Genomic DNA, 26,263 nt, shown 5'->3' on the forward strand with positions numbered 1-26,263 from the left:
TCCTTAAAAAAATAGCCTTTGAGTTTTTATGTAATCTCAAAAGTTTAGACAAGGATTTTAACTAAAAAACATCTGTACCCCCCCCCCCCCGAAAAATATTTTATATAAATAAAAAAATAAAAGGTGTATTTTAGAAACATTATTTAATAAAATCCTTGTTTTAGATTCTCTTTTGCGACAGATTAAGAATCTTGAGAAAAAAGATTAAAAGGGACGATTTGTATCAATTTTATTGAGCTTTACATTTTTTCGCACACAAGCTTTAAGAGTTCCTCTTTATTTTATGGGTGATATTTATCCTCACAGCCACTCCACAATAATGCACTCAATGTCGCTAGAGCGCATAAGAATTGATATGTTTTCATTTATTCTCCTTTTTACCTACGAGCTTTTTATACCATTTGGGTGGGTTTGCATATAAAGGTGAGTTATCAAAGATTAAATATGTCTGGACTTGAGGATTAAGCCTCTCACCCCAACTCTCAAGATTTTGCTTAAAACTTTTAGCATTTTGAAACATAAAATTCATATCCATAACCTGCGAAATATCCCAATCATTCAAAGGTTGATTAAAATGTGTGCTTTCATAAAACATAAAACTCATATCTTTTACTTTGCTTACATTCCAAGTGTTAAGTGGTTGATTAAACGCGCTCCTAGCAAACATCGCGCCCATATCCTCCACATTACTCGTATCCCAAGCATTTAAGAGCTGATTCAATGCGGTTCCTATAAACATACCATTCATATTTTGCACGGAAGAGACATTCCAAGTGTTAAGTGGTTGATTAAACTCCTTCACACCGCCAAACATATAGCTCATATCTACAACTTTACTCGTATCCCACGATTGTATCCCGCTAAAATCTATTCGCTCCCTCGCATTATTAATACACTTTTGCTTCTTTGTCTCCCATTGGGCTATGAGGTTATTTTTAATATTTTCTCTATCTGTATCTGTGGGAGTATAACTTTCTCCTTTTTGTGCTGCTTGCTCCTCAATAGCAAGAATCACAAATGATTCTATATGCTCAAAATACTCTGCAAATAAGTCGTGGCATTGCTCTATGCTAAAACGAGCAAAAAGAAAGCTCATATCTGTGATAGCGCTCGTATCAATTTCATTAAGTTTTATACTCTTATCACGCACAAGCTTTAAGAGTTCCTCTCTATCCTTTGGGTGATATGTATAATTTTTAGAATCTTTGCAACCAATCCACATAAATACACTCATTATTACAAACATCACCATAAATAATAATCTTTTCATTTTGCCCTCCTTTATTTTGGTAATTGCGCACCACTTTTTGCGCCTTTTTCATAGAGTAGCTTCTCTATGACTTCACTACTTACCTTGTCATATTCATATTTTTGTTTCTGCCTATTTATAATATCAAGTGCAGTGATATTGGAATGTTTATTTTTAATATTCACATCTATACCATTGCGTATAAGAAAAATAATTTCTTCTGCATTTCTAGTAAATGGTATAGCTCTTAAAACTTCCATAAGCTTACTTTCCCCATTTTCGTCTGTGACATTAATATTTGCACCTTGCTTTAATAATATAGCCATTTTGTTCGTAGAATAGCTCCAATACAAAAAGACTCTATCTAATATTTCTTGCTTAAGTTCTTTGGATTGCACAAAGCTTAATGCCAACTCTGCGATTTCCTCATATTCTTGTATATTTTCTGCACTTCTACCTAAGGCTGAAAGCACTATGGATCTACTTTGTTCCTCACTGCCATTGAATGCCCCTTTGGCTAAAAATAGCTCAATCACTTCTTTAGAAGCATATTCAAAAATAAGCGGTAAATAATCAATTTTTTCTTTTTCTATCACTGCTCCAGATTCTATAAGAAGTGTGATAATATCATTACTTATAATAGGGCTTCCCCACAAATTATAAGCCTCTTTCATATCTTGTATTGCTCTATCAAGTGGGGTTTGTCCTTTTTCACTTAATGGGAAAAATATATACCTTAAGATGTCAGCTATTACTCCTTTGGTTTGACATTTTACATTTGGATTTACTCCGCTTTTTAAAAGCCTCTCTATCTTTTTTATATCACCTTGGCTTACTGCATTATAAATACTACAGGGATAAAAAGCACTCTGCAAATACAAATAAAAGCAAAGCACGGGTGCAAAATAACCCCCATAATGCCAAAAAATCGCTTAATCTTTGTCTTACTATCTTGCCTTTGTAAAAGCTGAATTTCTTTGGGAATCTCACTATCATTTAAAAGTGGAAGCTCCCAATTTACAAATGAGCCACGATGAAGTAAAATAATTTGAGAATCATCTAAAGGCAAAGGAGCGCAAAAACGAGCAAAAGTAAAAATTGCCTCCCAATGTGTATTGAGCCTCAAATTCACATCTAAACTTGATATATTGTGTATGGGCTTATCAATAGAAACTTCTTGTGAAGACTTCTCACACCAATTTTGATTTTCCATAATGCTATGTTTTATAAAGTAGCGCATACCTTCTAAGAGTTTAATCTCTAATCTATGAAAAATCTTTTTTTGTTCAAAAAAGACAAGAAAACTGCCATTTTCATCACGAAAAATAGTGTATCCCTCTAGTTTTTTAAACAAGCTTTTTGCAATGACAAAATTATAAATGCCTTGCAAAATCGCACCTAAAACAAGACCTATCCCAAACACATAAGGTGCAAATAATAGAGAGAGTGCAAAAGGAATCCCACTTGCTCCGCCTGTTTTCATATACATTAACGTATAAAAGAGTGTGCCCATAGGCAAGGCTACGGCTAAACAAGCTGAAATTATCCCAAACCACCTAAAAATCATCTATCCACCCCCCTTTTTTATATAAGCATTTACCGCTATCTGCACCCGATTATATCAAAAAAAAAAAAAAACAGATTTTTGAAAGCAAAAATAGGTAATTTTATTTCAATTTTTGCACATAATCGCAAGCGAATTGATTGTGCAAATCACACGCACGATGATAATAATTTTTTGCTTTGCTTAAATCTTGTGGCACACTTAATCCTTGCTGATAAATCTCCGCACTTAACACACACGCATACATTCTATGCTCATCACACGCTTTAGAATCTAGCTCTAAAGCCTTTTGATTAAATTCTTTTGCTTTGTCTAAATCTTTTTGCACATTCACACCATAAAAATAATATGAGCCCAACATTGAACACGCACTCTGTATATCACGCTCACACATAATTTCTAAGTATTCTAAACCTTTTGCCACATCTTTTTCCACACCGCGTCCATCAATAAGTGCCACTGCCTGTATGGCACACCATTCTATTGCACCTTCTTTACAAGCTTCTAGACTATTATCATAGCCAAGTTTATAATAATGCGCAGATTCTGTAAGATTGTGTTGTAAATCTCTCTTATTTTGCGACTTGGCTTCATAATAATTCCCCAAATACAAACACGCCCCGGGGTGTCTAGCATCACAAGCTTTTTTGAGGAATGTGCTTGCATCATCAATATTTTTTACCCATAACACTACACCTTGGTAAAAATCAGTATCGGCTGCTCGTATGCCTTTAATCAAAGGGCTTTCTTGGCTATTTTGGACTTCTTCAATATTATTTTGCAAAACTTCATCTTGCTCATTTGCCCATATACACATTGTTACCATAACCAAAGCTAAACACCATTGAATAATACGATTGTGGAATCTCATCTAGCTTGTCCTTTTATTTAAATGCACAAGCTGGGGAAACTTATGCGTTATGACTTCATTACACGCAAAAAACTCCTCTATATGCCGCATAATGCTAGGAACATCACTCACATTATTAATAACATTTCTAAACACACTTGCCCCTTCGTGTCCTTTAGCATAGGCGTGGAGATTCTTACGAAACATAATCGCCCCACGCTCACCATAAAATTCTACCATTTTTTTAAAATGCTTCAAAATAAGCTCTTTTTTGACAATAGGTGGAATATCGTGTGTGTGATTTTTAATCTGCCAAAAAATCCACGGCGAAGTAATAGCTGCTCTGCCTATCATTACACCATTTGCTCCCGTGTGAGAGAAGACTTTTTGAGCCTTATCCACGCTATCAATCTCGCCATTAGCAATAAGAGGCATTGATATATGTTGCTTAATATGAGCAATAGCATCATAATCAATACGCTCTTTTTTATAACCATCTGCACGCGTTCTCCCATGCACTACGACAAAATCTGAACGCACATCTTTAAGAGCTTGTGCTATTTCATTAGGAATCTTTTTATCAAAACCCAAGCGCACTTTGAGGCTCGTATAAGGTGTAGTAGCCCTATCTTTAATGAGATTAGCAATTTTAACAAGAAGATGAAGGTCTTTGAGCAAACCGCTGCCATTGCCGTGATTTGCTACCTTTGGGGCAGGACAACCACAATTTAAATCAATGACATCAATGCCTCCTTGTGCATTTAAAATCTCTACTGCTTTTTTAATCACTTCTTCTTTTGAACCTGAAATTTGCACGCTATAAGGTTGCTCTTCGGGGGATTTTTCAATCATTTTAAGTGTGCGGGCATTATTATAAACAAGAGCGTGAGAGCTTATCATTTCACTCACTGTTATATCCACACCAAAACTTTTTACCACACTGCGAAAAGGCAAATCTGTGTATCCTGCGAGAGGGGCGAGCATAAGGAGATTATTAAATTCTATCATTTAATTTCTCTGTTTATAGTCTTCATAACCAAAGCTTTTAAGGAGTTTCCATACTCCTTGAGTGTCAATAACACCAAGAGAGGGAAGTGGCACACCATTAAAGGTATTATTTTTGACAATAGTATAATGAAGCATATCTTCAAAAATCACTCTATCACCTATACACAAGGGTGTATCAAAACTATAATCGCCTATCACATCTCCTGCCAAACAAGTTGGACCACCTAAGCGATAAGCATAAGCACCCTTCCCCTCACCTTTATCAGATTCTAACCCTGTTTGTTTGGAGAGCTTTATAAGAGAAGGACGATAAGGCATTTCAAGGCAATCAGGCATATGTGCGGCAGCACTCACATCAAGTATAGCCACTGATATTTCATTTTGCACAATATCTATAACTTCACCAATTAAAAATCCCACTTGCCACCCCACAGCTTCACCGGGCTCTAAAAATATTTCTATATCTTTATAGCGCCTTTTAAAATCACAAATAAGATTCACAAGCAAATCACAATCATAATCTACCCTCGTAATATGATGACCACCTCCAAAATTAACCCATTTCTTTCCCTGAATATATGCACCAAAATGCTTTTCAAAATGTGGTAATGTGCGAGAAAGTGCAGCACTATCTTGCTCACAATGTGTATGAAAATGTAATCCACTAATGCCATCTAATCCATATTGCGCTACACCTTTTTGAAATTCATTTGGCGTAATACCCAAACGAGAACCCGCAATACAAGGATTATAAATAGGTGGCTCTACCTCACTATAAAGAGGATTCACACGCAATCCAACCTCAATAGGTGCTTGAGAATGTGCCTTAAGCATTGTATTTTTAGATTCTATAAGTGGTTTAAATCTCTGCCATTGATAAAAAGAATTAAAAATAATATGTGTGGCATAATTTAAAATGCTTTCAAATTCTTCTTTTTTATACGCAGGAGAAAACACACACACTTCTTTGCCCTTATTTGCACCTCCTATTTCCTCATACCCTAATCTTGCCTCATATAAGCCACTTGCTGTGCTACCACTCAAAGTGCATTTAAGATTCTCAAATACGCGCCAAAAAGCATAACCTTTGAGTGCTAAAAGTATTTTTGCACCACTTCGTTGTTGAACAGAATCTAAAAGCGCGAGATTAGCATTGAGCTTCTCCTCCTCAAGCACATACGCTGGAGAGGGAAGTGTAAGAAGTGTAGAAAGTTGGCGCATTTTATTTGAGAGCAAAGCGCCTTACTGCGGCTTCAATTTCCACAGGATTAGATTTAGAGATAAACTCATCAGCATTAAGGGAACGTGCCATATCTTCGTTGCTACTTCCACTCATAGATGAATTTACTACAATAGGTAAATGTGCTGTAGCAGGATTTGCTTTCACTTGTTTAATAACTTCAAAACCACTTGCTTCAGGCATTTCAAGGTCAGTAATAATCATACCAATAGAGTTAATATCCGTAGTAGGCGCAAAAAGATAATCAAGCAAGTGTTTGCCATTGATAAAGTCGTGATGCACTACGCCAAGTTTATTTAAAATAAGTTGCATTGTGCGTAGCACGGTCGGGCTATCATCGGCAAGAAGAATGCTCCTTGTCGTTTCTATTTGAGAAATTTTAGCAATTCCTTCTTCTTTATCTTTTTCAATCCACGGAAATACATCAATAAGCATCTTTTCAATATCTACTACTTGCACCAAGCGCCCATCAAAATAACGTGTGCGGCTAACAAGTTTGCCATTATGTCCGCCTCCTCCAATACCCACACCTTGCTCTATTTCAGTCCATTTTTTGTTAAGAATCCTATCTGCTTCGTAGATTCTAACCCCTATCGTCCAACGCGAAAATTCACAAATCATAATGATATCTTCCTCGCCGGCTGCTCGTTTTACCCCATAATCACGCAAGTTTTTACTTTTATTATTGCTATCATAAAAAAACCATTTGCGCATATCAATCAATGGAATAGTTAATTCGCGAATTGTGATAAGTCCTTCCACAAGACTATTATTCTCGTGTGTAACTACAGTAAGCGCACCACTATATTTAATCACTTCACGAATCTTAAAAACATTAACAGCATATAAATCTTTTCCTTTTTCTAGGCGAAAGCAAAGAAGTTGAAGTTCATTATTCTTGTGGAGACTTGTTACTTGATCAATATTTGACATACTTGTTTTAGACATATCACACCTCAAATTTGGAAAATAGCTTAGTTTAGCACAAAATCACTAAATCTAACTTTATGTATTTTTGTCCTTATGGTTAGACTTCATACTAAAACGTATTGTGATAACAATCCAACGCATAATACCATATATTACATATCCGCTCATCAATATACATAATGTTTCTTGCGGATAAATATAAATAATGCTAAGCAATAAAATCACAGCAATAAAAGATTTAAAATTCCACCCAATCTTCTTAAAGCTCGGATAACGAATATTGCTTACCATCAAAATGCTGATAATAAAACTTCCACCTAACATTATATACTCATAACCATAAGCTTTTATAAACCCATATTTTAAATCAATGAGCACCCATAGCATTAGTATTACCGCAGCCGAAGGAATAGGTAATCCAATAAAAAAATTTGGTTCTGAACTTGAAGTAATATTAAAACGCGCCAAACGCACTGCACCAAATATAACAAAAATAGCTGGGACACACATACCCAAGCGCCCATAATCCATACCAATATAAAAATACAAAAGCATTGCTGGAGCCACACCAAATGCTACCACATCTGCTAGAGAATCAAACTCCACACCAAACTTACTTGCAGTATTTGTAAGCCGTGCAACTCTACCATCAAACCCATCTAATATCATTGAAATTAAAATCAGCCAACAAGCTATTTCATACTTCCCTTTTGAAGCATAAATCACGCTCAAAACCCCTAAAAAGATACTTCCTGCAGTAAAAAGATTAGGTAAAATAAAAAGCGGATTAAACTTCATAAATATATCCTATTACACTTTGGAGTGCACATACTTTATCACCGATACTTACTTTTGATTCAAACTCTATAGAAGCTTTCTTTTGAGGGATAACAATACGTGTCATACCCGCTTTCATAAAACCTATACGCTCTCCGATACTTAAATTATTCTGCGCAAATAAATGATGAGAGGAAAAGAAAATCGGATAAAACTCCATATAAAACGCTCTCTCTTTGAGGCTCTCAAAGCGCATTGTAGCATTAAGCTCTTTGCATTTAGCTTTAGCACAGCACGTTAGTGATAATCCCTTTTTTTCACTATATTGTCCTTCTACTATATCGCAAGGCGCTCGTATAATGCCCACATCAATAAAACGTGTCTCAATGAGAATGCTCATTTCATCATTACTATAACTCATATCACGCACAATACCATCTACTGGTGAAACAAAAACATTATTTTCATCAATATGCGGAATCCTTTCAGGATTACGAAACATCACAAGCCATAAAACAAGTGCAACAAACAGCACAAATGCGCATACATTCCAATCAAACCATATGCTTAATATAAATGCTACAAATAGCGCTATTGCACCCAACCAACCCTGTTTTGCAATGAATTGTGTAGTCGTTGTCATATTGCCTCCTTAGACTTCCTCTTCTTCAAGCGGAATAAGACGAGATTCTATATTATTTTGCATTTCGTATTCTTGAATAATCTCCCTCACACGCGCACCATCAATGACTTCCTTTTCAAAAAGCTCTTTGACCATATTTTCAATCGCATCTTGATAATCACTCAAAAGCTGCTTTACATAACTATATCGTTCATCAAGTGTATTTTTAATATGGGTATCAATTTCTTGAGCAAGCTGTTCGCTAAATTCCCTTTGCGCATTGCCGCCACCAAGGAAAGTATTGCGTTGTTTTTCAAGCACCATAAGTCCGCTTACATCTGTCATACCATAATAACTAATCATTGATTTGAGAATCCCTGTAGCACGTTCTAAATCATTGCTTGCGCCTGTAGAAATCTCGCCTAAAAATACTTCTTCGGCTGCACGCCCACCTAAAAGTACATCAACCTCTGCCATAAGCTCGTGTTTTTGCATCAAATAGCGATTCTCTTCAGGTGTATGAAGCGTATAACCAAGAGCTGCCATACCTCTTGGAATAATTGATACTTTATTCACTCTATCAGCACCTTTTGTCATCTCGGATACCACAGCGTGCCCACTCTCGTGGTAAGCAACAATTTTTTTCTCTTTAGGAGAAATGCGTCTTGATTTTTTTTCTAATCCTGCAATTCCTCGCTCTACTGCTTCTTTAAGATGTTTTTGACTTACTTCTTTTTGATTTTCTCTCCCAGCAAGCAAAGCGGCTTCATTAATGATATTTGCCAAATCTGCCCCCGCAAGTCCAGCCGTAAATTTTGCAATCTCGTGTAAATCCACATCACGCGCTAAAGAAACATTTTTAATATGCACTTTGAGAATTTCAAGTCGCCCTTCAAAATCAGGCTTATCTACAAGCACCTGTCTATCAAATCGCCCTGGGCGCAATAATGCAGGGTCAAGGATTTCAGGACGATTTGTTGCAGCAAGCACAATTACAGGCGCGGATTCTGAACCAAATCCGTCCATTTCTGCAAGTAATTGATTGAGCGTTTGCTCACGCTCATCATTGCCACCAACCATACTTCCAGCTGCACGACTTTTTCCAATGGCATCAATTTCATCAATAAAAATAATACTTGGTGCATCTTTCTTTGCCATTTCAAACAAATCTCTTACACGACTAGCCCCAAGCCCTACAAACATTTCAATAAAACTACTTCCACTCATAGAGAAAAATGGCACATTCGCTTCACCCGCCACAGCTTTTGCAAGAAGTGTCTTACCTGTGCCCGGAGGTCCAACTAAAAGCACACCACGTGGAATCTTGGCTCCCACTGCAGCATAACGTTCGGGATATTTAAGAAAATCTACAATTTCTACGACTTCTTCCTTTGCTTCCGCATTTCCAGCCATATCATCAAAACGCACATTAGGCTTTTCCGCATTCACAAGCTTTTTAGCATTGCCCATACCAAAAATGCCTCCACCCATACTTTTTTGCATACGCGCAGTAAGAAACATCCAAAGCGCTAGAATAATAAAAATAGGCAAGAGCATATTTACTAAATCTCCCAAAAAGCTACCTTCGCTAAAGCCACTATATTCAATTTTCTTCTCATCAAGCAAAGGCACGAGTCCCAAATCTGCTACTTTTTTTGTAGTATAAAGAATCCGTGGCGAAGTATTAGCAGAATATGCTTTAATGTAAGTCTGCCCAATATTTACTGCACTAATCTCACCCCGAGTAATAAGCTCTTTTAACTCATTATAGCTAATTTCTTTTGTAATATTTCCTCCCATCAAACGCTCTGTAAATGAATCACCATTAGGCGAAAATAGTTTAAACAAAAGCAATGTGAGAATCACAAAAATAGCAAAAGTAAGAAAAGGATTTTGCTTAAAAGGCGGTTTTTTTTCATTAGGATTTTCCATAGTTGTCCTTTTTCCAAATAAGTTACAAAGTCAATTTCAAAGCTACCCACCCATCTTTACAACAAGTATCTAGCATATCAAAATCATTAAATGCCTTTATTATATCAAATTTATATTCATCAAGTATCCCAGAAAGAATTAAAACTCCATTTTTTGCAAGTTTTGTCCTAAAATCATTGTGTAAAACTTTCACAATAAAAGCAACAATATTAGCCACAATCACATCATACTTTTGTGGGGCACCCATAGGAGAGTCGGCAATACTTCCCTGCCAAAGTGCATTGAGCATAACTCCATTGAGTAAAATATTTTTATTACATTCTTTTATAGCATTTTCATCAGTATCACAAGCATATACCTGCGCACCAAGCTTGCAAGAAGCTATGCTCAAAATGCCACTGCCACAACCCACATCAAGAAGTGTTTTGCCTTGTATATTCATTTCGCTTAAAAATTCTAAACACATTGCAGTGCTTGCGTGATGCCCAGAACCAAAAGCAAATGCAGGATTAATGATGATTTCATCATAAGATTCTTTTACCTCCTGCTCCCAAGAGGGACGAATATAGAATCTTCCGCATTGCACAGGCTCAATAGAATCTTGATATGCTTTTATCCAATCATAATTAAACTTTTCTTCAATATGATAGCAAAATCCTACAGAATCTTGTGTGTTTTGAGCAAGCATCAACGCAAAATGTTGTAAAGATTCTAAGAAATCTTGTATATTTATTTCATTTGAGGCAATGCGACTGACAATTTGCGTAGGTTGCTTGCTTTTTTTAGCTTTAAGAATATCAAAACCTAAAACGCTTTGCCAAGAAGCATCATCATAAATAATAGCAAAATGAGATGGTGTGGGTAGTATATCAAAAAATTCAATTGCACAAGAAGTCTTTTGAATAATAAAATCAGTAAACTGGTCTAAAAAATCACTTGGGTGGATAATAATTTCCCAATATGTTTGTTTATCCAACCCTTGCCTCAAGTCTCAAGCCTAGTCCTCATTCACGCCTAATACAACTTCTAGTTTTTCTTTGAGGACTTGAGGTGTAAAAGGCTTCACAATGTAATTATTAACTCCTGCTTTAAGTGCAGTAATAACTTCTGCTTTACCACCCTCAGTTGTAACCATTATGATAGGAATAGATGTATATCGCTCATCAGAGCGCACTTTTTTAACCAAATCTAAACCATTCATTTCAGGCATATTCCAATCCGTAATAAGCACTTGTATGCCTTCAGTGGTATCCATAATCTGCCAAGCTTCTACACCATGTTCGGCTTCTAAAATATCCTCATATCCTAAGCGTTGGAGGGTATTCTTTATAATTCTTCTCATTGTGGAGCTATCATCAACAACTAGCAGTTTCAAGTTATCTCCTTATTTTAAATACAGCTATAAATAAAACGGCATTCTAGCATATTTTTGTATATATTATAGATTCATTCTTGCATTTTTTCAAATTTTTACTTTCTTATTTTCAAACAATGCTAACGCTTCTTTAAGATTTATTTTTCCTTCATAAAATGCTTTTCCTATGATTACGCCGCTAATATAAGGGTTCTCATCTAAAATTTCAAGCTCATTTGATGAAGCAAAACCACCACTTGCAATCGTATAAATACCGCTGCGACACGCAATATCTTGCGTAAATGATACATTAATACCACTTAATGCACCATCACGATTAATATCAGTGCATATAATAGCTTGCACTTCACTTCCTGCAAATTTTTCAGCCAACACACTTGAACATATATCACTTTCTTTAGCCCAGCCTTGCACAGCAACCTTACCCTCTCGTGCATCAATACCCACTGCAATAGGATAAGAATGCGCCATTGTTTTGACAAATTCCCAATTTTTTATCGCGATTGAGCCAAGGATAACTCTACTTACTCCTAAATCCATATAAAGCCTGATGCGCTCTTCATTGCGTATGCCTCCGCCAATTTGTATTTGCAAATGTGTCGTGCGCAAAATCTCCTCAATATATTTTAGATTCTGTGGAATACCTGCAAATGCGCCATCTAAATCAACAATATGCAACCATTTTGCACCCATATCTTCAAACATCTTAGCAAACTCCAACGCCTCACCATAAATTGTAGCACTCTGCATATCACCCTTAAAAAGCCTCACTGCTTTGCCTTCTTTTAAATCAATCGCAGGATAAATATCAAGTGCCATCTTTACTCCTCAATGGGTTTCATACTATTATACATCCATTCGGCACACCAGCCTACAAAAGCAAATACCAAAAACGCGTAACGCGCATTAAAATAATTATCAGAAATAGACAACACAGAGGTGCAAATAAAACAAATAAGCATACCCAACATCAGTAAAGCAAAATTCACATACTCATAGAATCCAAAAACATCTTTATGTTTTATTATCGCCCACACAAGCAAACCTATGCCTCCCAAAAATGCAAAAATATCAAGATACGCATATATATTATCACGATAATAATATGGCTGCAAAGAGAGAGCAAAAAGCACGACTATAATAATATTAATGGAAGGACGCATATCTTCAAGCATTTTTCCAACCTGATTATGCTCATTAGGATGAATGCCAAAAATTAAAAATAAGAGTGGAATATATACAAAAAATATATACACACACACGAGCAGAAAAATACGCGGTAAATAATCTGCAAGAAGCTCAAAAAAGCCACGATGATAAATGCTCCCTTCAATCGCAAACATATCCATAATATCCTCTGTTCTTGGCACATAAGTAATTTTTAGAATAACAAGATAAATAAATATTACACCAAATATGAGCACTATCACGCGCTGTAAGGTATTACTTGTTTGATTACAACTGCTAAAAATGATAAAAATACTGCACAAAATAAACCCACAAAAAAAGAAAAATATACTCAAATGATCAAAAAGCTGATTCTCACGAATAAAAATCAAAAATAAATGTGAAAAAGAATGTGAGAATTGCGAAATAAAAAGTGTGAGATTCGTAAAAACAAAAAAAGCAAAGAAAAGCAAAGAAAAAATAATTGTAATACGTGTAGGTTGTTTCATTTTAATCCTTAGAATCTAATAATTTCTTAAAAAATATCCATCTATACCATCAGCTATACCCTTAGCAATAAGCTTTTGGTAATCCTTTTTAGCAATCAATTTACCTTCGTCTTTATGTGAAGCATAACCAATTTCTATTAATACAGAAGGCATAAGTGCCCCGGCTAAAACCCAGAATGGACCCTCCCTTACTGCTCCATCGTGTGTATTGTGCTTTTCTCTCACCTGATTAAGTATGCCTGATTGAATCTCGATAGCTAGTTTATGTGAAGCGACAAGATGAAAGGCACTAATGGTATTTAAAAAAGATTTTGTCGCAAAATGACTCATTGTTTCAATATCTCCTTGGTTTTCGGCTTTTGCCACTTGTTCAGCGCGCTCACTCCGTGCAGGTGAAAGGAAATAAGTTTCTACACCACTTGGTGTTTTAGGAGAATCTTTGGGCATTGAATTTGCATGCACAGAGACAAATAAATCTGCACTTTTGGCATTGGCAAATTCCGTGCGTTTTCGTAAATCAATATATATATCAGTATTGCGCGTCATATGCACTAAATAACCACGACTTTTAAGCTCTTGGGAAAGGATCTTCGCCACTTCAAGCACAATCATTTTCTCACATATGCCCTCTACACTTTTTGTGCCACAATCCTTCCCTCCGTGTCCAGCATCAACAACAATCTTTTTTCCTGTATTTATTTTATGATTCTTATTTGTAGTTTTTGGCATCTGCGTGTCTTGAGATATTTTATTTTCTTTTGTTTGGGAAGGTTTTGGAGTATTTTTAGAATCTAGTGGCATTGGCTTTTGTGGAGGTTTTTTATCTTCTTGTTGAGCAGGTTTTATCAAAATATAGAGATTCTCTTTTTCTTTGATAATATCAAAAGTTGATTTGGGCTGTATATTAATTACAATACGCACAATCTTTGGCGTATTTTGCGCTACTTGCAATGTAGAATTGTCTTTAAAAATAAAGTTACGGCGAGGAATTGTAAGATTTGCTTCAAAATCTATAAAACTCTTATTGCTTTGAAGTTCTTTAGTCTGCCACTGAAGTTGTGCAATATCTTGGTCAAAAACAATTTTAAGATTCCCATCACCAAAAGGCACCATTTTTACTATGCGATATTCTCCCCACACATACACTATTGTAAGGAATAAAATTGCTAAAATACGCAACATTTACGCCCCTAATCTTGGACTAATTCAGCAATAATTTCTCTCACGGGTTGAATTTTTTGGATTCTATATCCATTTGCCCCTGTAAAATATAATCCCTGCTCCCTATCACCCATAAATCCACGCCCCAAAGAATCCGCAATGCAATAACCTACTTTTTTTGCCTCCACACCTCTATGACAAGGTGAAACACAATTACTCACACAACGAATTTTTGGCGCGTTACCTTGTGCGATTCTATCAAAAATTCCTGTCTTAACTGCGCGTGCAGGATAGCCCACCGGAGATTTAACAAGCTCAATATCTTCTTTAGATACAGAAGGCATTAAATCACGATAAGCTACCGCATCACATTCTTCAGAGCCAAGCCATCTTGTCCCCATTTGAACTCCGCTTGCACCCAAAGAAAGCATTCTATCAATATCACTTCTATCCCAAATGCCTCCAGCAGCTATAACAGGAATATTCCCCCATTTTTTTGCTTCATCAACTACTTGAGGAAGAACATTCTCAAGCTGATATTCTTCTTTAAAACAATCCTCATAGCTAAAGCCCTGATGCCCGCCACTAAGTGGTCCCTCTACTATTACTGCATCAGGGATTCTTGCATATCTATCCATCCAACGCCTACAAATAATCTTTAATGCCTTAGCTGAAGATACAATAGGCACAAGTGCTACATCAGGAAAATTTTTAGTAAATTCAGGCATATTAGTAGGCAATCCCGCACCTGTTACAATGATATTTGCTCCAGCTTCACACGCATCCCGCACTACTCGTCCATATTCATTAATTGCATAAAGAATATTTGCCCCAAGCGGATTATTCCCACAAATTTTACGTGCATTCTTAAAAATCTCATTGAGTGCGTGTTTTGAATAAAAATTAATAGCTTCAAAAGGCTTGGAATGAGTAATTTTTTCAACAAATTGCATTTTTTGGTAATATCCTGTGCCTACTGCACTAATAATACCAAGCGCACCCTCTTTAGAAACGTTACCAGCAAGCCTATCCCAGCTGATACCCACACCCATACCCCCTTGAAAAATTGGATACTTTATCGTGTGCTTACCTATTTTAAGTGGTTTTAATCCCATCACGCAATCCTTACGATATAATCACTTTTGCAAAACGTCTTTTGCCAATTTGAACAATATATTCACCCACTGATAACTTCAATTCTTCATTCATTATCTTTTCTTTGTTAATTTTCAATGCCCCTGCACGAATATCCCTCCGCGCCTGTGAAGTAGATTCACAAAGCCCCGCAATTACAAGCACTCTAGCTATCCATTCACCTTCATTGCAAGTAAATACAGCTAAATCCGTAGGTATCTCATCTTTGCTAAACACATTGTCAAATGCTATTTTAGCTTGTTTTGCTAAATCAATGTTATGATAACGTGTAGTAATTTCTAAAGCAAGTTGTTCTTTCACAGCTTTAGGGTGAGCATTCCCCGTATTTACTTGCTCTTTAAGCATAACAATCTCTTGTAATGACAATGATGAAAGTAACTCATAATATCGCCACATCATCTCATCGTTAATGCTTAGAATCTTAGCATACATTGTATTGGCAGATTCTGTAACACCAATATAATTATTAAGTGATTTGCTCATCTTATGCACTCCATCAAGCCCTTCTAAAAGTGGCAGTGTCATTACTGATTGCTCTTTATTAAGTTTATAAGCCCTCTGCAAACTTCGCCCAACTAAAAGATTAAACTTTTGGTCATTACCACCTAATTCAATATCACAATTTAAAGCAACCGAATCATAACCTTGCAAAAGCGGATATATAAATTCTACTATGGAAATGGATTGATTATTATTATAACGTTTAGTAAAATCATCACGTTCAAGCATACGCGCCACAGAAAAATGCGAAGTAAGTGTAATAAGTCCAAGCGCACCCAGTTCATTGAGCCATTTGGAATTAAAACATATCTGCGTATATTGAGGGTCAAGCACTTTAAATACTTGCTCTTTGTAAGTAAGGGCATTTGCCTTTACTTGTTCTGCACTTAAAGGCTTTCGTGTTTCACTTTTTCCGCTTGGGTCTCCTATAGTAGCAGTAAAATCACCAATAAGAAATTTTACATCGCCACCATATCGTTGAAATGTAGCAAGTTTTTGCAAAAGCACCGTATGTCCTAAATGCAAATCGGGTGCAGTAGGGTCAAATCCTGCTTTGACACAAAAACGCTCTCCTGTATTATAGAATCTCTCCACTAAATCGCGAATATATTCCTCCCCTATAAACTCCACACAACCACGTGAAATCTCTTGCATTGCTTGTTTTATTTTCACATCATTTCCTTTCTAGCTTAAATACGCATCTTTAAGGCTACTTAATTCAATAATTTTATACTTTTTATTAAATATCTCTCTTAATGTTTTAATATCACGTGTTTTACTCTCAAAACAAATCTCACAATAAGTTGAAAACTGCTGCTTTAATGTATCATACTCTACACTTACAATATTGCAATCAAGCTTAGCACATAATCCACACAAACGCGCCAATGCTCCTTTTTGATTTTCAAGGGCAACAATCATTTTATAAGTATCTTTTTGCTCATTTGCCCATTGCACAAAAAGCATCTCACTTCCTTGCTCCATTTCCCTAATCGCTCTCTCACACATTTTATGATGAATATAAGCTTTTTGTGCAGTTTTAATGGCAAGAATCTCATCACCAAATTTAGGGTGGCAGCAAAAATCAAATATTGCTTCACTAATATTACGATTAGTTTGCAAAACAATATTATCAAAAACAAGAGTTTTAAATTTCAACATATTAATTTTAATTTTCCCCAAAAAGTTTGCCTCTCGTGCAAAATTACCCCTAATGCTATTTTTTACTTCTTTTAAAAATATCAAATCATACGCAGCACGATAAATATGAGAATCTAACTTATTTTCCTTTAAATAAGCTAAAATTGTGTCTTGGGAGCTATCAAAAATCGTTTTTAAAATATTAAGTGCTGCTTTTTTATCAATTTCTCTAAGCTTATTTTGGCATTGAATTTTCATATGATTTTTGGCTCTTGAAGTTTTGACAGCGTCAATCCAAGTGCAACGAGGACGAATCTCTTTATTATCTGTGGCAACAATAATGCGCACAATATCGCCATTTTTGAGTGGTTGAAGCAAAGAGACTTTTTGATGATTTACCAAAGCTACTTTAGCATTATCACCTATATCACTATGCACTGCATAGGCAAAATCAAGTGCCACTGCACCCACAGGAAGATTATAAATATCTCCCGTAGGTGAAAATACAACCATATCTTCCTTGTATAAATCATTTTTTGCAAGTTCATAAAATTCCTCAATAGTATCATTTTGATATTGTAAATTATTGAGCCATTCAAGGTTTGGTTCTCTTCCGCCACTTTTATATTTCCAATGTGCTGCTACACCATATTGAGCAGATTTGTGCATATCAAAAGTGCGAATTTGCACTTCATAAATATTTGCTCCTTCAAAAATAGTCGTGTGTATAGTCTGATAACCATTTTCCTTAGGGATTGCAATATAATCTTTAAGGCGCGAAACAACAGGTTTTAACTGCAAATGCAAAAGTCCAAGAACCTTATAACATTCAAGGCTTGTCGGCACAATAATGCGCACAGCTAACAAATCCAAAATTTCATCAATGCTTACCCCTTTGCGCTGCATTTTAAGAAAAATTGAATAATAACGTTTTACGCGAGATTTGATAGTGAAATCTTTTTCATTAAAACCATTTTGCAATAAAATCATAGAAATTTTTTGGGTAAATTCATTGAGTTTGAGCGTGATAGATTGGCTATTATCCTTGATATATTGCTCAATTTTTTTGTAATCTTGAGGAAAAATATAAAAAAAACTTCTATCTTCTAACTCACTTTTAAGTGAGGCAATACCCAAACGATGGGCAATAGGTGCATATACCATAAGCGTTTCTTCTGCGATACGTTTTTGCTTATGTGGTGGAAGAGCATCAAGGGTAAGCATATTGTGCATTCTATCGCTTATTTTAATTACAAGTGCACGAATATCTTTAATTGAGGCAAGGAGCATTTTGCGGAAGCTTAACGCAGACGCAGCAAGTTTTTCATTAAAATTGCTACTTAACTCTTCGTTACGAATCTCTACAATCTTTGTAAGCGCATCAACCAAATGTCCTACGTCCCAATCAAACTCACGTTGGACATCTTCAAGTGAGCATAATGTATCTTCTACTACATCGTGCAAAAGCGCAGCACATAGCATCGTCTCATCGCCACCATAAAATGCCACTATACAAGCTACACATAAAGGATGAACCACATAAGGGATACCACTTTTACGAAGTTGTCCTTCGTGTGCGAGAGTTGCCACATCAATAGCTTTTTGCACTTTAGGCGTAACTTGTGTAAGTGAATGAAGCTTAGCAACAGCAGATTCTATAGAATTAATTTGGGCGAGTTGGGTAAAAAAATCCAAAATCTTTCCCTATTCCCTATCCTCAATGGAAGTTAGCTCTACTTTTCCTTCAGCAATTTCGCGCATAGCAATATCAGGCAATTTATATGTCTTAACATCCATATCTACAAGTGGCTTCGCCCCTTCTCCAAGTTCTTTAACACGTTCAAAAATTAAACTTGCAAGCAAATATCTATCATTATGCACTCTTTTAAGAGCTTTTGCTGCAATTTCCTCTGTTCGTAATGTATCCATAGTATTCCTTTTGCTTTAAGAGTTTGTAGAATCGTGGATTCTATCTTTTTTTTTATTTAGTTTTGCTTTTATCTGTTTTATTTAACAATAGAACAAATGCCTTTTTTATATTTAAGCAAATCAAGTAAATTACCTTCTCTAAACATATTGCACACTAAAATCGGTAATTTATTGTCTTTTGCAAGAGCAATGGCTGTGTCGTCCATTACCTTGATATGATCTCTTAGTGCTTCATCATAACTGATGCTTTCAAGCATTTTAGCATCAGAAAATTTATGCGGGTCTTTATCATATACACCATCAACCTTTGTTGCTTTGATAATCACATCAGCACCAATCTCCACTGCACGCAAAGTTGCTGCACTATCAGTAGTAAAAAAAGGATTTCCGGTGCCTGCACCAAATACTACTACCCGTCCTTTTTCTAAATGCCTAATTGCACGGCGATAAATATAACTTTCGCAGACTTCTTTAATCTCTAAAGCACTTTGCACACGCACATCTACACCCAAATATTCTAAAGCTTCTTGCATTGCCACCGCATTAATCACTGTGGCTAGCATACCCATATAGTCCCCACTTGTGCGGCGGATAATGCCACCCTGTGCAGCTGAAACACCCCTTATGATATTGCCTCCACCAATCACTATGCCCACTTCAATCTGATTATCTACAAGTGATTTTATCTCACCTGCAATATATTCTAATATCTTTACATCAATACCAAACCCGCTATTACCTGATAACGCCTCACCTGAAAATTTTACCAAAACACGTTTATATTCCATACGCTATCCTTATATATTTTTTGCTATCTTATCGCAAAAGCTTAAACTAATATAACTGAGTAAAAAGTTCAACACCAACTTATTTTTGAAAAAATCTCAACATAAGATTCTTTAATAATATTCGTTTCTTGTTGACTTATTAAGAACACTCATCAAGCCCATATATACTTTCTACATTTTCAAAGTCACTATACAATTTTTCAAAGTAACTATACAATACCTTGCATTTCTCTCTTGAACCTTCTTTTTTTACTATCATATCTCCCCATTCATTAAAAATTTTATGAGTAAAAGTATAATAATTGTTAATGCAAATTTCTTTTCTGATAACTCCTTTATTATACTCATATATACATCTCTTATAGGGTGTTTTAACTTTCCATTTTCCATCTCTCAAGCCTTGTACATAAGAGCCCTCTATTTCATCTCTACCATCATTTCCATTATCCAAGCGATAATTATTATTTATGCTCCATTTTCCCTCGCGTTTGCCATCTTTATAATGCCCCTGATGAGTAGAGGTAAAGCTATAAGAATCTTCATCTTCTGCAATACCATCTGCAATACTAATAATAACCCATACAAGTAACCCACTCATTACTAAAACAACAAGCACTGCCAATACTCCATCAAAAAGCTTATTCATCGCCATTCCTCAAAGAAGTCTTGGTATCTAAATACTTTTGTAGGATATAAAAATCATTATGCAACATTAATTATTCCTTTTATCATCTATTTTCCTGCAAAATATATTTGGGGATACTTTTTATCTCGCCACACTTATAAATAAAACCATTTTCAAAGATATAGACCATAGAATCAGCTGGAATCTGCATTTTTGCGTAGGCAGAATAGGGTTTGCATAGCCCATCTTCTACATAAAATCCTATCAATTCAATATTCCCAAGTTCTGCCTCACTTAAGTAAAAAGTCTTATTTTCTATTTTTATAGCATATTCATTAGGGGTTGGATTACCGGAGCTGATAGTTCTATACACTTCTGTGGTATGAAATATATGATTATTTATAAGCGGGGCAACCCACACAATTAAAGCTAAAATCGTAACAACCACATATATTTTAATCATAAATATAAAGACTGATTGCGTGATTTTCATTACATCATCTCCTCTACATTAATAGATTCTATAATACCATACGAATGCAATCATAAAGCATATCCATATTGTGTTCAGGCACAAATTCCACACCCATAAACTTCCCCTTAGAAATAGTCTCTGAATTAGGTAGCTGCTGCACGACAACACAAAAAATAACCTTTGAATTTGCCTGTGGCATTTCTTTATAGGTTTTAATAAAACTCAACGCACTTACATTACCAATTTTTTCATCAATGACAATAATATCTTGAGGCTTTTGAGCAAGACCTTTGAGTGCATTTATAGGATTATTATCCACGCTAATAAGCAAACTTGAATCTATTTTTTCAATCACTTCTTTATATTTATGCACATTTACCATACTCTCACGCACAATAAGAAGACTCTTGCGATTGGTAGTTTCTAAATAATGCAATAAATTAAAAAGCTCTTTTGAGCGTGCAGAGAGTTTTGTTTTATCAAGCCCACGCAAAAAATATCGCAAAAAAGTTTTTGAACTAAAACTTCCCTCAATACGCGAATTACGAAAAAAATGTTTAATGCTTTGACTATATTTTGCCCTATTCCATAAAGTCGTATCAAAATCATATGCTTTTGTATCAAGCAAAGCAAGAAAATGTGTTTTAATATCTTGTGTCATAGGCGTATATACTTGAGCAAATTTGTCAAAGTGCTCCTCTTTAAAACGTTTCATACGTGCATTTTCACTCACAAGAGCATCTTTTTGGTTGCCAATAAAATTAAGTAAATCAACATATCGTTTTCGCATTTGTTTGACTTCTTTTTCAATCTCAGCATATTCCTTACTTCCTTTATCATCGCGTTTTCCCAAGCTTTTCTCTCCCGCAGACAAAGTGCTACTTAAAGCATTAGTTTGAGCTTGAGCGTTAGCAAGTGAGCTTTGTATTTCCTCAATATGTGCAATAGTTTTATTGTATTCTACTTGACGCGCAAGAAATATTGTTTCAAAGGCGTAATTAAGAGTATATTGTGTTTTTTTATGATAATTTTCATATTCCTTAGAAAAATAAGCGATTTCTTGTTTAAGCTTTTTTAATACATCATTTTCAATATTAGCGTCCATAGCGCATAAATCATTATATGCTGTAATCAAAAAACGTCGCATACGAACAAAATCTAGCTTTAAATGTCCTGCAACAAAATCTTTGTATTTACTCAAAATTTCATTTTCACGAGCAAAAAATTCCTCAATACATACACTTGCAGACTTACTTACACGAATCGCATCAGGATCAACAGGCTTAGGCTTAATGTGGATTCTCGTAATAGCCTTCATTTCTACAACAAATTCTACTTCTACACCTTTTTTTAATTCACTTATCTCATCTTCCCACAAATCAAAACTAAAATCAAAAATTCTTTTATTCAAGTCCTGTTCTACTTGTGCTTTGCTTGCTTGTAAATCTATATTAATAATTTTCCCATATAACATACTAAATATCCTTTAAGTAAATAATATTATACCTTCGTTTTTTTATAAATTATATTCTTCTAAGCGTATCTGTTCTTCATTTATTTTAATGCTTTGTGTCTGCGCCCATTCATAAATCCTTTTAACCTCAAGTGTATTATCACTTTGAATCGGACTTTGATGTGTAAAAAGTGGAGGCAATATTCTTAAAGGAGACTTGGATTGAATCTTAGCCTTTAAAAGCATAAGTGTGGATTCTCTATCGGGCAAAGAATGCACAAAACGCACCACATCAATATGTATGTCACACTCCTTAAATCCATAAAATACCTCATCACACATTCTCGCATCATAGCACATACACAATATGCCATTAGGCTTCATAACGCGTTTTATTTGTTCAAGCATTGGGTGCAATGGCAAAAAACTTTGATGACGAGCCATATTCTTACGTTGATTCTTTCCTTGCACTGCACCTTGTGTGTAAAAAGGCGGATTAGTGATAATAAAATCAAACTTAAAAGGTGCAACAAAATCCATAAAATCTACACAATGCACTTTTCCACTAAAAATACTTGTATTTTTTTGTGCAAGAGTTGCCATAATAGTATCTTTTTCTACAAGATGCAATGTTATACTTCCGCCCATAGAAAGTATCTCTCTACTACATAACATTCCTAGCACACCGCTTCCTGCACCCACATCAAGGAGACTTATATGCTTTTTGAGAAAAGATTTGGCAAAGTGCGCTAGTATAAGACTATCTGTGTTATAGCAATAGCCATTTTCAAGCTGATAGATATTTAGTGTAGCCATAATGCCATATCCTCTCCTAATCTCATCGTATGTAAAAGCTTAAAATGTGTCTTAAGTGTATGGGTGAGACATTCCCCTTTATCACAAGCAAAGGCTTGATGAATAAGAATCATATCAATAAATTCTTTAAGCGAGTGAAGCAAATCCCAACCTCCTTCTACAATAACAAATCCTTGCAAAGATTCAAAATGACTTAAATCATTAATAAAGTGCACTCTGTTTTTTGATAATGCAATATTTGAAGATTCTATCTCATCAAAACGATGTAAAGTGCGTGAAATAATCCCAACTTGGGGTAAATGTGTATTATTATAAGGCAAAGTAGCATAACGCGCATTAAGCTGTGGATTATCATTTCGCAAAGTGTTACCAGAAACACAAATCCAATCACATACACTTCGTTGATTATGTGTAAATTGCCTTGATATATCTGAAGAAATGCGCCCTTGTGTATAGCTTCCATCAAGTCGCAATGCAAGTTTAAAAAGTGCAAATCGTCCATTTTTCCTTAGAATCTCAAAAGGCATAAGAAGATGAGTAGCTAAATGTTGCAATGTAGGAGATTGTATGTAACACACATTAATCCCGACTTGAGATAAATAGTTTGCCCCTCCAGCTGCAAGGGCGTGAGTATCATTTGTAGCAATACATACCCTAGAAAAACCAAGAGAAGACAAAAGCTGCGAACAAGGTGGTGTCTTGCCATAATGGTTGCAAGGTTCTAAACTCACATATAAAGTGCATTCTTTAAAAAGCCCATTATGATGTGCTAAAAGATAAGTATGAATATCTTTGCTTTTGTGAAGTTTAACAATCTCATCATCACCACTTAGAGTGTGATAAGCTGCTTGGATTGCAAGAACCTCTGCGTGAGGGCTTCCTGCTACTTTATGCACTGCTTGAGATAGAATCTGCCCATACTTATCTACTACAAGTGCGCCTACACTTGGATTTGGCAAAGCAAGAGTTTGGCTTTCCCACGCTAGAGAGCAACAATAATGCAAAAACAATTCATCACTAGAGTTCAAAAACAACCTTTATCTTCTTCATATCTGCAAAGGAAAATGAAAGTATCTCTTTGCCTGTATCAATACTTATGCTTACATTCTCATTTACATCGTGTAAAATTCCTTCAATTACGCTTTTATCCATAAGCTTTATGCTAACTTTTTCACCAAGCGAATAAATATAATGTTGAGGTTTTTTAAGCACTCTTTCTAATCCAGGAGAACTCACTTCAAGATTATAATCTTTGAGATTTTCATCTTCTACATCTAATAAAGGAGAAATTAATTCACTTACATTTTGACAATCTTGCAAACTCACAGCTAAGCCATTTTTACAATCTTGCTTTTGCATAGGCGCTTTACGCGTAATGCTCACGCGCAAAATTGGACGATTATCTTCTTTAAAAAAATCAATATCATAGATATAAAGCCCCAGTGTTGCTGCAAGTTGTTCAATCCTCGCTTGTGTGTGCTGCGAAAGCATATTTTCTCCTCTAATTGTGTTTATTTTTGGCAATTTGCTCAAATATCGTATCTAATGTGTTAGCATAACAGAGACTATCATCAAATTTAAAACTAAAATTTGGTGAGCGAAACCACTGCGTAGAGGTTAAAACATACTCTTTTAAAATCCCTTGTGCTTTATGTAATCGGGTTAAAATAACCTTACGCTCCTGTGGAGGGATATCTGTGCCTTCAATATATACCTCTGCACTTTGTTTACCTTTAGAACATTTCACGCCTGTAATACTAAGAGTATTAATCTGTGCATCATTTAACTGCGAAAGAGCTTCACTTAAAATTTCTTGCAGCAGAGATTCTAAACGTTGTTGTTTAATATTCATTATTGGGTATCTCCATTTCTCGCAAGGCGTAAAATGACGAACGATAAGCACTAAATGTGCCTTGCAAAATTGCCTCTCTTGCCTCTCGCATAAGATTCAAATAATAGTGTAAATTATGCAATGAAGCAAGACGATAATAAGTCATCTCTTGAGAGCGAAAAAGATGACATAAATACGCACGTGTAAAATGTTGGCAAGTATAACAATCGCACAATTCATCAATAGGTGATTGATCATTGCTAAAAATTGCTGCTTTAATATTTATTTTGCCAAAATGTGTAAAAAGCGTAGCATTACGTGCATTTCTTGTAGGCATCACACAATCAAACATATCTACTCCAAGCGCGATAGATTCTATAATATTTTCCGGTGTGCCTACTCCCATAAGATAACGTGGCTTATTCACAGGCATAAGTGGTGTGGTAAAGCTGATTGTCTTATACATTTGCTCACTTGTCTCACCTACTGCCAAACCACCAATAGCAAATCCATCAAAATCTCCCATATCTACAAGTTGTTTAGCGCAAAGTGTACGAAAATGTTCATTTACGCCACCTTGGATAATAGCAAAAAGATTATTATTTAAACCCAAACCTCGTGCCTTTTGAGATTGATGATATATAAGACTCTTTTGTGCCCAATCGCTCGTGCGTGCAATGGAATCTGCAATGCGCTCTTCACTAGAGGGTAATCCCACCAAATCATCAAGCACCATCATAATATCACTATTAAGCGCATATTGTATATCAAGCACATATTCTGGTGAAAAAAAATGCTTAGAACCATCAATATGAGATTTGAATGCCACACCTTCATTTGTAACTTTGGCATTTTTATTCAAACTAAAAGCTTGGAATCCACCGCTATCACTCAAATAGCTCCTATCAAAATGAGCAAAACGAGCAATACCGCCAAAATTTTTAAGTCGCTCAATACCTATGCGTAAATACATATGGTAAGTATTTACAAGGATAATCTGTGCATTTAAAATTTCTGACATATCTCTACTATCAAGTGCTTTTACACAACCTTGTGTGCCAACAGGCATAAAAACGGGGGTTTGCACTTCACTATGAGCAAGTTTAAGGCTAAGTGCTCTTGCCCCACCATCTTGTGCTTGAAGTGTAACCTGCATAGCACTACTT

At 35.5% G+C, this 26,263-nt stretch carries 28 protein-coding genes; all 28 read right to left on the reverse strand.

Translation table 11 applies throughout. The features are described from left to right. Window positions 1–361: 361 nt before the first annotated feature. The gene (locus tag HH_RS03990; RefSeq protein ID WP_011115653.1) at window positions 362–1,270 is read right to left on the reverse strand and encodes a BspA family leucine-rich repeat surface protein; all 909 of its coding nucleotides are present in this window, start codon (window positions 1,268–1,270) and stop codon (window positions 362–364) included. A gap of 11 nt (window positions 1,271–1,281) precedes the next feature. Then, a complete protein-coding gene (locus HH_RS03995; protein ID WP_148141013.1) occupies window positions 1,282–1,923 on the reverse strand; it encodes a hypothetical protein in 642 nt (213 codons plus the stop codon). A 158-nt stretch (window positions 1,924–2,081) separates the two neighbouring features. After that, window positions 2,082–2,816 carry a hypothetical protein gene (locus HH_RS04000; RefSeq protein ID WP_011115655.1) on the reverse strand — a complete coding sequence of 245 codons (735 nt, stop codon included), beginning with the start codon at window positions 2,814–2,816 and terminating at the stop codon, window positions 2,082–2,084. A gap of 100 nt (window positions 2,817–2,916) precedes the next feature. After that, complete coding sequence (locus HH_RS04005; protein ID WP_011115656.1) at window positions 2,917–3,684, reverse strand: tetratricopeptide repeat protein; 768 nt, start codon at window positions 3,682–3,684, stop codon at window positions 2,917–2,919. Next, window positions 3,685–4,671 carry a tRNA dihydrouridine synthase gene (locus HH_RS04010; RefSeq protein ID WP_011115657.1) on the reverse strand — a complete coding sequence of 329 codons (987 nt, stop codon included), beginning with the start codon at window positions 4,669–4,671 and terminating at the stop codon, window positions 3,685–3,687. It lies immediately after the preceding gene. Next, window positions 4,672–5,892, reverse strand: a complete 1,221-nt coding sequence (gene nspC, locus HH_RS04015) for a carboxynorspermidine decarboxylase (protein ID WP_041309298.1) — start codon at window positions 5,890–5,892, stop codon at window positions 4,672–4,674. A 1-nt stretch (window position 5,893) separates the two neighbouring features. Beyond that, complete coding sequence (locus tag HH_RS04020) at window positions 5,894–6,859, reverse strand: chemotaxis protein (RefSeq protein WP_011115659.1); 966 nt, start codon at window positions 6,857–6,859, stop codon at window positions 5,894–5,896. 57 nt (window positions 6,860–6,916) lie between these two features. Then, the gene (gene pssA / locus HH_RS04025) at window positions 6,917–7,639 is read right to left on the reverse strand and encodes a CDP-diacylglycerol--serine O-phosphatidyltransferase (protein ID WP_011115660.1); all 723 of its coding nucleotides are present in this window, start codon (window positions 7,637–7,639) and stop codon (window positions 6,917–6,919) included. Then, a complete protein-coding gene (locus tag HH_RS04030) occupies window positions 7,629–8,261 on the reverse strand; it encodes a hypothetical protein (protein ID WP_011115661.1) in 633 nt (210 codons plus the stop codon). The genes pssA and HH_RS04030 overlap by 11 nt, the downstream gene beginning before the upstream one ends. A 9-nt stretch (window positions 8,262–8,270) precedes the next feature. Next, complete coding sequence (gene ftsH / locus HH_RS04035; protein ID WP_041309026.1) at window positions 8,271–10,172, reverse strand: ATP-dependent zinc metalloprotease FtsH; 1,902 nt, start codon at window positions 10,170–10,172, stop codon at window positions 8,271–8,273. A gap of 22 nt (window positions 10,173–10,194) precedes the next feature. Beyond that, window positions 10,195–11,148 carry a 50S ribosomal protein L11 methyltransferase gene (locus tag HH_RS04040; protein WP_011115664.1) on the reverse strand — a complete coding sequence of 318 codons (954 nt, stop codon included), beginning with the start codon at window positions 11,146–11,148 and terminating at the stop codon, window positions 10,195–10,197. A 21-nt stretch (window positions 11,149–11,169) separates the two neighbouring features. Further along, on the reverse strand, window positions 11,170–11,547 hold the full coding sequence (locus tag HH_RS04045) for a chemotaxis response regulator CheY (RefSeq protein ID WP_011115665.1): 378 nt from the start codon (window positions 11,545–11,547) through the stop codon (window positions 11,170–11,172). Window positions 11,548–11,634: 87 nt separating this feature from the next. Then, on the reverse strand, window positions 11,635–12,366 hold the full coding sequence (gene hisA / locus HH_RS04050) for a 1-(5-phosphoribosyl)-5-[(5-phosphoribosylamino)methylideneamino]imidazole-4-carboxamide isomerase (protein WP_011115666.1): 732 nt from the start codon (window positions 12,364–12,366) through the stop codon (window positions 11,635–11,637). A 2-nt stretch (window positions 12,367–12,368) separates the two neighbouring features. After that, on the reverse strand, window positions 12,369–13,223 hold the full coding sequence (locus HH_RS04055; protein ID WP_011115667.1) for a hypothetical protein: 855 nt from the start codon (window positions 13,221–13,223) through the stop codon (window positions 12,369–12,371). 15 nt (window positions 13,224–13,238) lie between these two features. Further along, window positions 13,239–14,405, reverse strand: a complete 1,167-nt coding sequence (locus tag HH_RS04060; protein ID WP_011115668.1) for an N-acetylmuramoyl-L-alanine amidase family protein — start codon at window positions 14,403–14,405, stop codon at window positions 13,239–13,241. A gap of 8 nt (window positions 14,406–14,413) precedes the next feature. Then, a complete protein-coding gene (locus tag HH_RS04065) occupies window positions 14,414–15,499 on the reverse strand; it encodes a nitronate monooxygenase (protein ID WP_011115669.1) in 1,086 nt (361 codons plus the stop codon). Between the two features lie 10 nt (window positions 15,500–15,509). Next, window positions 15,510–16,712 carry a tyrosine--tRNA ligase gene (gene tyrS, locus HH_RS04070; RefSeq protein ID WP_011115670.1) on the reverse strand — a complete coding sequence of 401 codons (1,203 nt, stop codon included), beginning with the start codon at window positions 16,710–16,712 and terminating at the stop codon, window positions 15,510–15,512. A gap of 12 nt (window positions 16,713–16,724) precedes the next feature. After that, the gene (locus tag HH_RS04075; RefSeq protein ID WP_011115671.1) at window positions 16,725–18,875 is read right to left on the reverse strand and encodes a RelA/SpoT family protein; all 2,151 of its coding nucleotides are present in this window, start codon (window positions 18,873–18,875) and stop codon (window positions 16,725–16,727) included. 9 nt (window positions 18,876–18,884) lie between these two features. Continuing rightward, window positions 18,885–19,109, reverse strand: a complete 225-nt coding sequence (locus HH_RS04080; protein ID WP_011115672.1) for a DNA-directed RNA polymerase subunit omega — start codon at window positions 19,107–19,109, stop codon at window positions 18,885–18,887. Window positions 19,110–19,186: 77 nt separating this feature from the next. Further along, the gene (gene pyrH / locus HH_RS04085; protein ID WP_011115673.1) at window positions 19,187–19,897 is read right to left on the reverse strand and encodes a UMP kinase; all 711 of its coding nucleotides are present in this window, start codon (window positions 19,895–19,897) and stop codon (window positions 19,187–19,189) included. A 139-nt stretch (window positions 19,898–20,036) separates the two neighbouring features. Further along, window positions 20,037–20,543, reverse strand: coding sequence for a hypothetical protein (locus HH_RS04090; RefSeq protein ID WP_011115674.1), 507 nt, complete (start codon window positions 20,541–20,543; stop codon window positions 20,037–20,039). Between the two features lie 82 nt (window positions 20,544–20,625). Further along, entirely contained in the window at window positions 20,626–21,015 is a 390-nt protein-coding gene (locus HH_RS04095) for a hypothetical protein (RefSeq protein WP_011115675.1), read from the reverse strand. A gap of 28 nt (window positions 21,016–21,043) precedes the next feature. After that, a complete protein-coding gene (locus tag HH_RS04100) occupies window positions 21,044–22,471 on the reverse strand; it encodes a hypothetical protein (protein ID WP_011115676.1) in 1,428 nt (475 codons plus the stop codon). Between the two features lie 42 nt (window positions 22,472–22,513). Next, window positions 22,514–23,266 (reverse strand): tRNA1(Val) (adenine(37)-N6)-methyltransferase, encoded by a 753-nt coding sequence (locus HH_RS04105; RefSeq protein WP_011115677.1) that lies wholly within the window; start codon window positions 23,264–23,266, stop codon window positions 22,514–22,516. After that, entirely contained in the window at window positions 23,254–24,294 is a 1,041-nt protein-coding gene (ribD, locus tag HH_RS04110; RefSeq protein ID WP_041309030.1) for a bifunctional diaminohydroxyphosphoribosylaminopyrimidine deaminase/5-amino-6-(5-phosphoribosylamino)uracil reductase RibD, read from the reverse strand. Before ribD ends, HH_RS04105 begins: the two co-directional genes overlap by 13 nt. After that, a complete protein-coding gene (gene rimP, locus HH_RS04115) occupies window positions 24,284–24,757 on the reverse strand; it encodes a ribosome maturation factor RimP (RefSeq protein WP_011115679.1) in 474 nt (157 codons plus the stop codon). The genes ribD and rimP overlap by 11 nt, the downstream gene beginning before the upstream one ends. Window positions 24,758–24,767: 10 nt before the next feature. Next, complete coding sequence (gene rbfA, locus HH_RS04120; protein ID WP_011115680.1) at window positions 24,768–25,118, reverse strand: 30S ribosome-binding factor RbfA; 351 nt, start codon at window positions 25,116–25,118, stop codon at window positions 24,768–24,770. Then, window positions 25,108–26,253 carry a tRNA guanosine(34) transglycosylase Tgt gene (gene tgt / locus HH_RS04125; protein ID WP_011115681.1) on the reverse strand — a complete coding sequence of 382 codons (1,146 nt, stop codon included), beginning with the start codon at window positions 26,251–26,253 and terminating at the stop codon, window positions 25,108–25,110. The genes rbfA and tgt overlap by 11 nt, the downstream gene beginning before the upstream one ends. Between the last annotated feature and the right edge of the window lie 10 nt (window positions 26,254–26,263).

Source organism: Helicobacter hepaticus ATCC 51449 (assembly GCF_000007905.1).
GTDB classification, from domain to species: domain Bacteria; phylum Campylobacterota; class Campylobacteria; order Campylobacterales; family Helicobacteraceae; genus Helicobacter_C; species Helicobacter_C hepaticus.

Coding starts and splice junctions, on each gene's coding strand:
- HH_RS03990 (WP_011115653.1), bottom strand. CDS start 1,270: ATGAAAAGATTATTATTTATGGTGATGTTTGTAATAATGAGTGTATTT.
- HH_RS03995 (WP_148141013.1), bottom strand. CDS start 1,923: ATGAAAGAGGCTTATAATTTGTGGGGAAGCCCTATTATAAGTAATGAT.
- HH_RS04000 (WP_011115655.1), bottom strand. CDS start 2,816: ATGATTTTTAGGTGGTTTGGGATAATTTCAGCTTGTTTAGCCGTAGCC.
- HH_RS04005 (WP_011115656.1), bottom strand. CDS start 3,684: ATGAGATTCCACAATCGTATTATTCAATGGTGTTTAGCTTTGGTTATG.
- HH_RS04010 (WP_011115657.1), bottom strand. CDS start 4,671: ATGATAGAATTTAATAATCTCCTTATGCTCGCCCCTCTCGCAGGATAC.
- nspC (WP_041309298.1), bottom strand. CDS start 5,892: ATGCGCCAACTTTCTACACTTCTTACACTTCCCTCTCCAGCGTATGTG.
- HH_RS04020 (WP_011115659.1), bottom strand. CDS start 6,859: ATGTCTAAAACAAGTATGTCAAATATTGATCAAGTAACAAGTCTCCAC.
- pssA (WP_011115660.1), bottom strand. CDS start 7,639: ATGAAGTTTAATCCGCTTTTTATTTTACCTAATCTTTTTACTGCAGGA.
- HH_RS04030 (WP_011115661.1), bottom strand. CDS start 8,261: ATGACAACGACTACACAATTCATTGCAAAACAGGGTTGGTTGGGTGCA.
- ftsH (WP_041309026.1), bottom strand. CDS start 10,172: ATGGAAAATCCTAATGAAAAAAAACCGCCTTTTAAGCAAAATCCTTTT.
- hisA (WP_011115666.1), bottom strand. CDS start 12,366: ATGGCACTTGATATTTATCCTGCGATTGATTTAAAAGAAGGCAAAGCA.
- HH_RS04055 (WP_011115667.1), bottom strand. CDS start 13,223: ATGAAACAACCTACACGTATTACAATTATTTTTTCTTTGCTTTTCTTT.
- HH_RS04060 (WP_011115668.1), bottom strand. CDS start 14,405: ATGTTGCGTATTTTAGCAATTTTATTCCTTACAATAGTGTATGTGTGG.
- HH_RS04065 (WP_011115669.1), bottom strand. CDS start 15,499: ATGGGATTAAAACCACTTAAAATAGGTAAGCACACGATAAAGTATCCA.
- HH_RS04080 (WP_011115672.1), bottom strand. CDS start 19,109: ATGGATACATTACGAACAGAGGAAATTGCAGCAAAAGCTCTTAAAAGA.
- pyrH (WP_011115673.1), bottom strand. CDS start 19,897: ATGGAATATAAACGTGTTTTGGTAAAATTTTCAGGTGAGGCGTTATCA.
- HH_RS04090 (WP_011115674.1), bottom strand. CDS start 20,543: ATGAATAAGCTTTTTGATGGAGTATTGGCAGTGCTTGTTGTTTTAGTA.
- HH_RS04095 (WP_011115675.1), bottom strand. CDS start 21,015: ATGAAAATCACGCAATCAGTCTTTATATTTATGATTAAAATATATGTG.
- HH_RS04100 (WP_011115676.1), bottom strand. CDS start 22,471: ATGTTATATGGGAAAATTATTAATATAGATTTACAAGCAAGCAAAGCA.
- HH_RS04105 (WP_011115677.1), bottom strand. CDS start 23,266: ATGGCTACACTAAATATCTATCAGCTTGAAAATGGCTATTGCTATAAC.
- rimP (WP_011115679.1), bottom strand. CDS start 24,757: ATGCTTTCGCAGCACACACAAGCGAGGATTGAACAACTTGCAGCAACA.
- rbfA (WP_011115680.1), bottom strand. CDS start 25,118: ATGAATATTAAACAACAACGTTTAGAATCTCTGCTGCAAGAAATTTTA.
- tgt (WP_011115681.1), bottom strand. CDS start 26,253: ATGCAGGTTACACTTCAAGCACAAGATGGTGGGGCAAGAGCACTTAGC.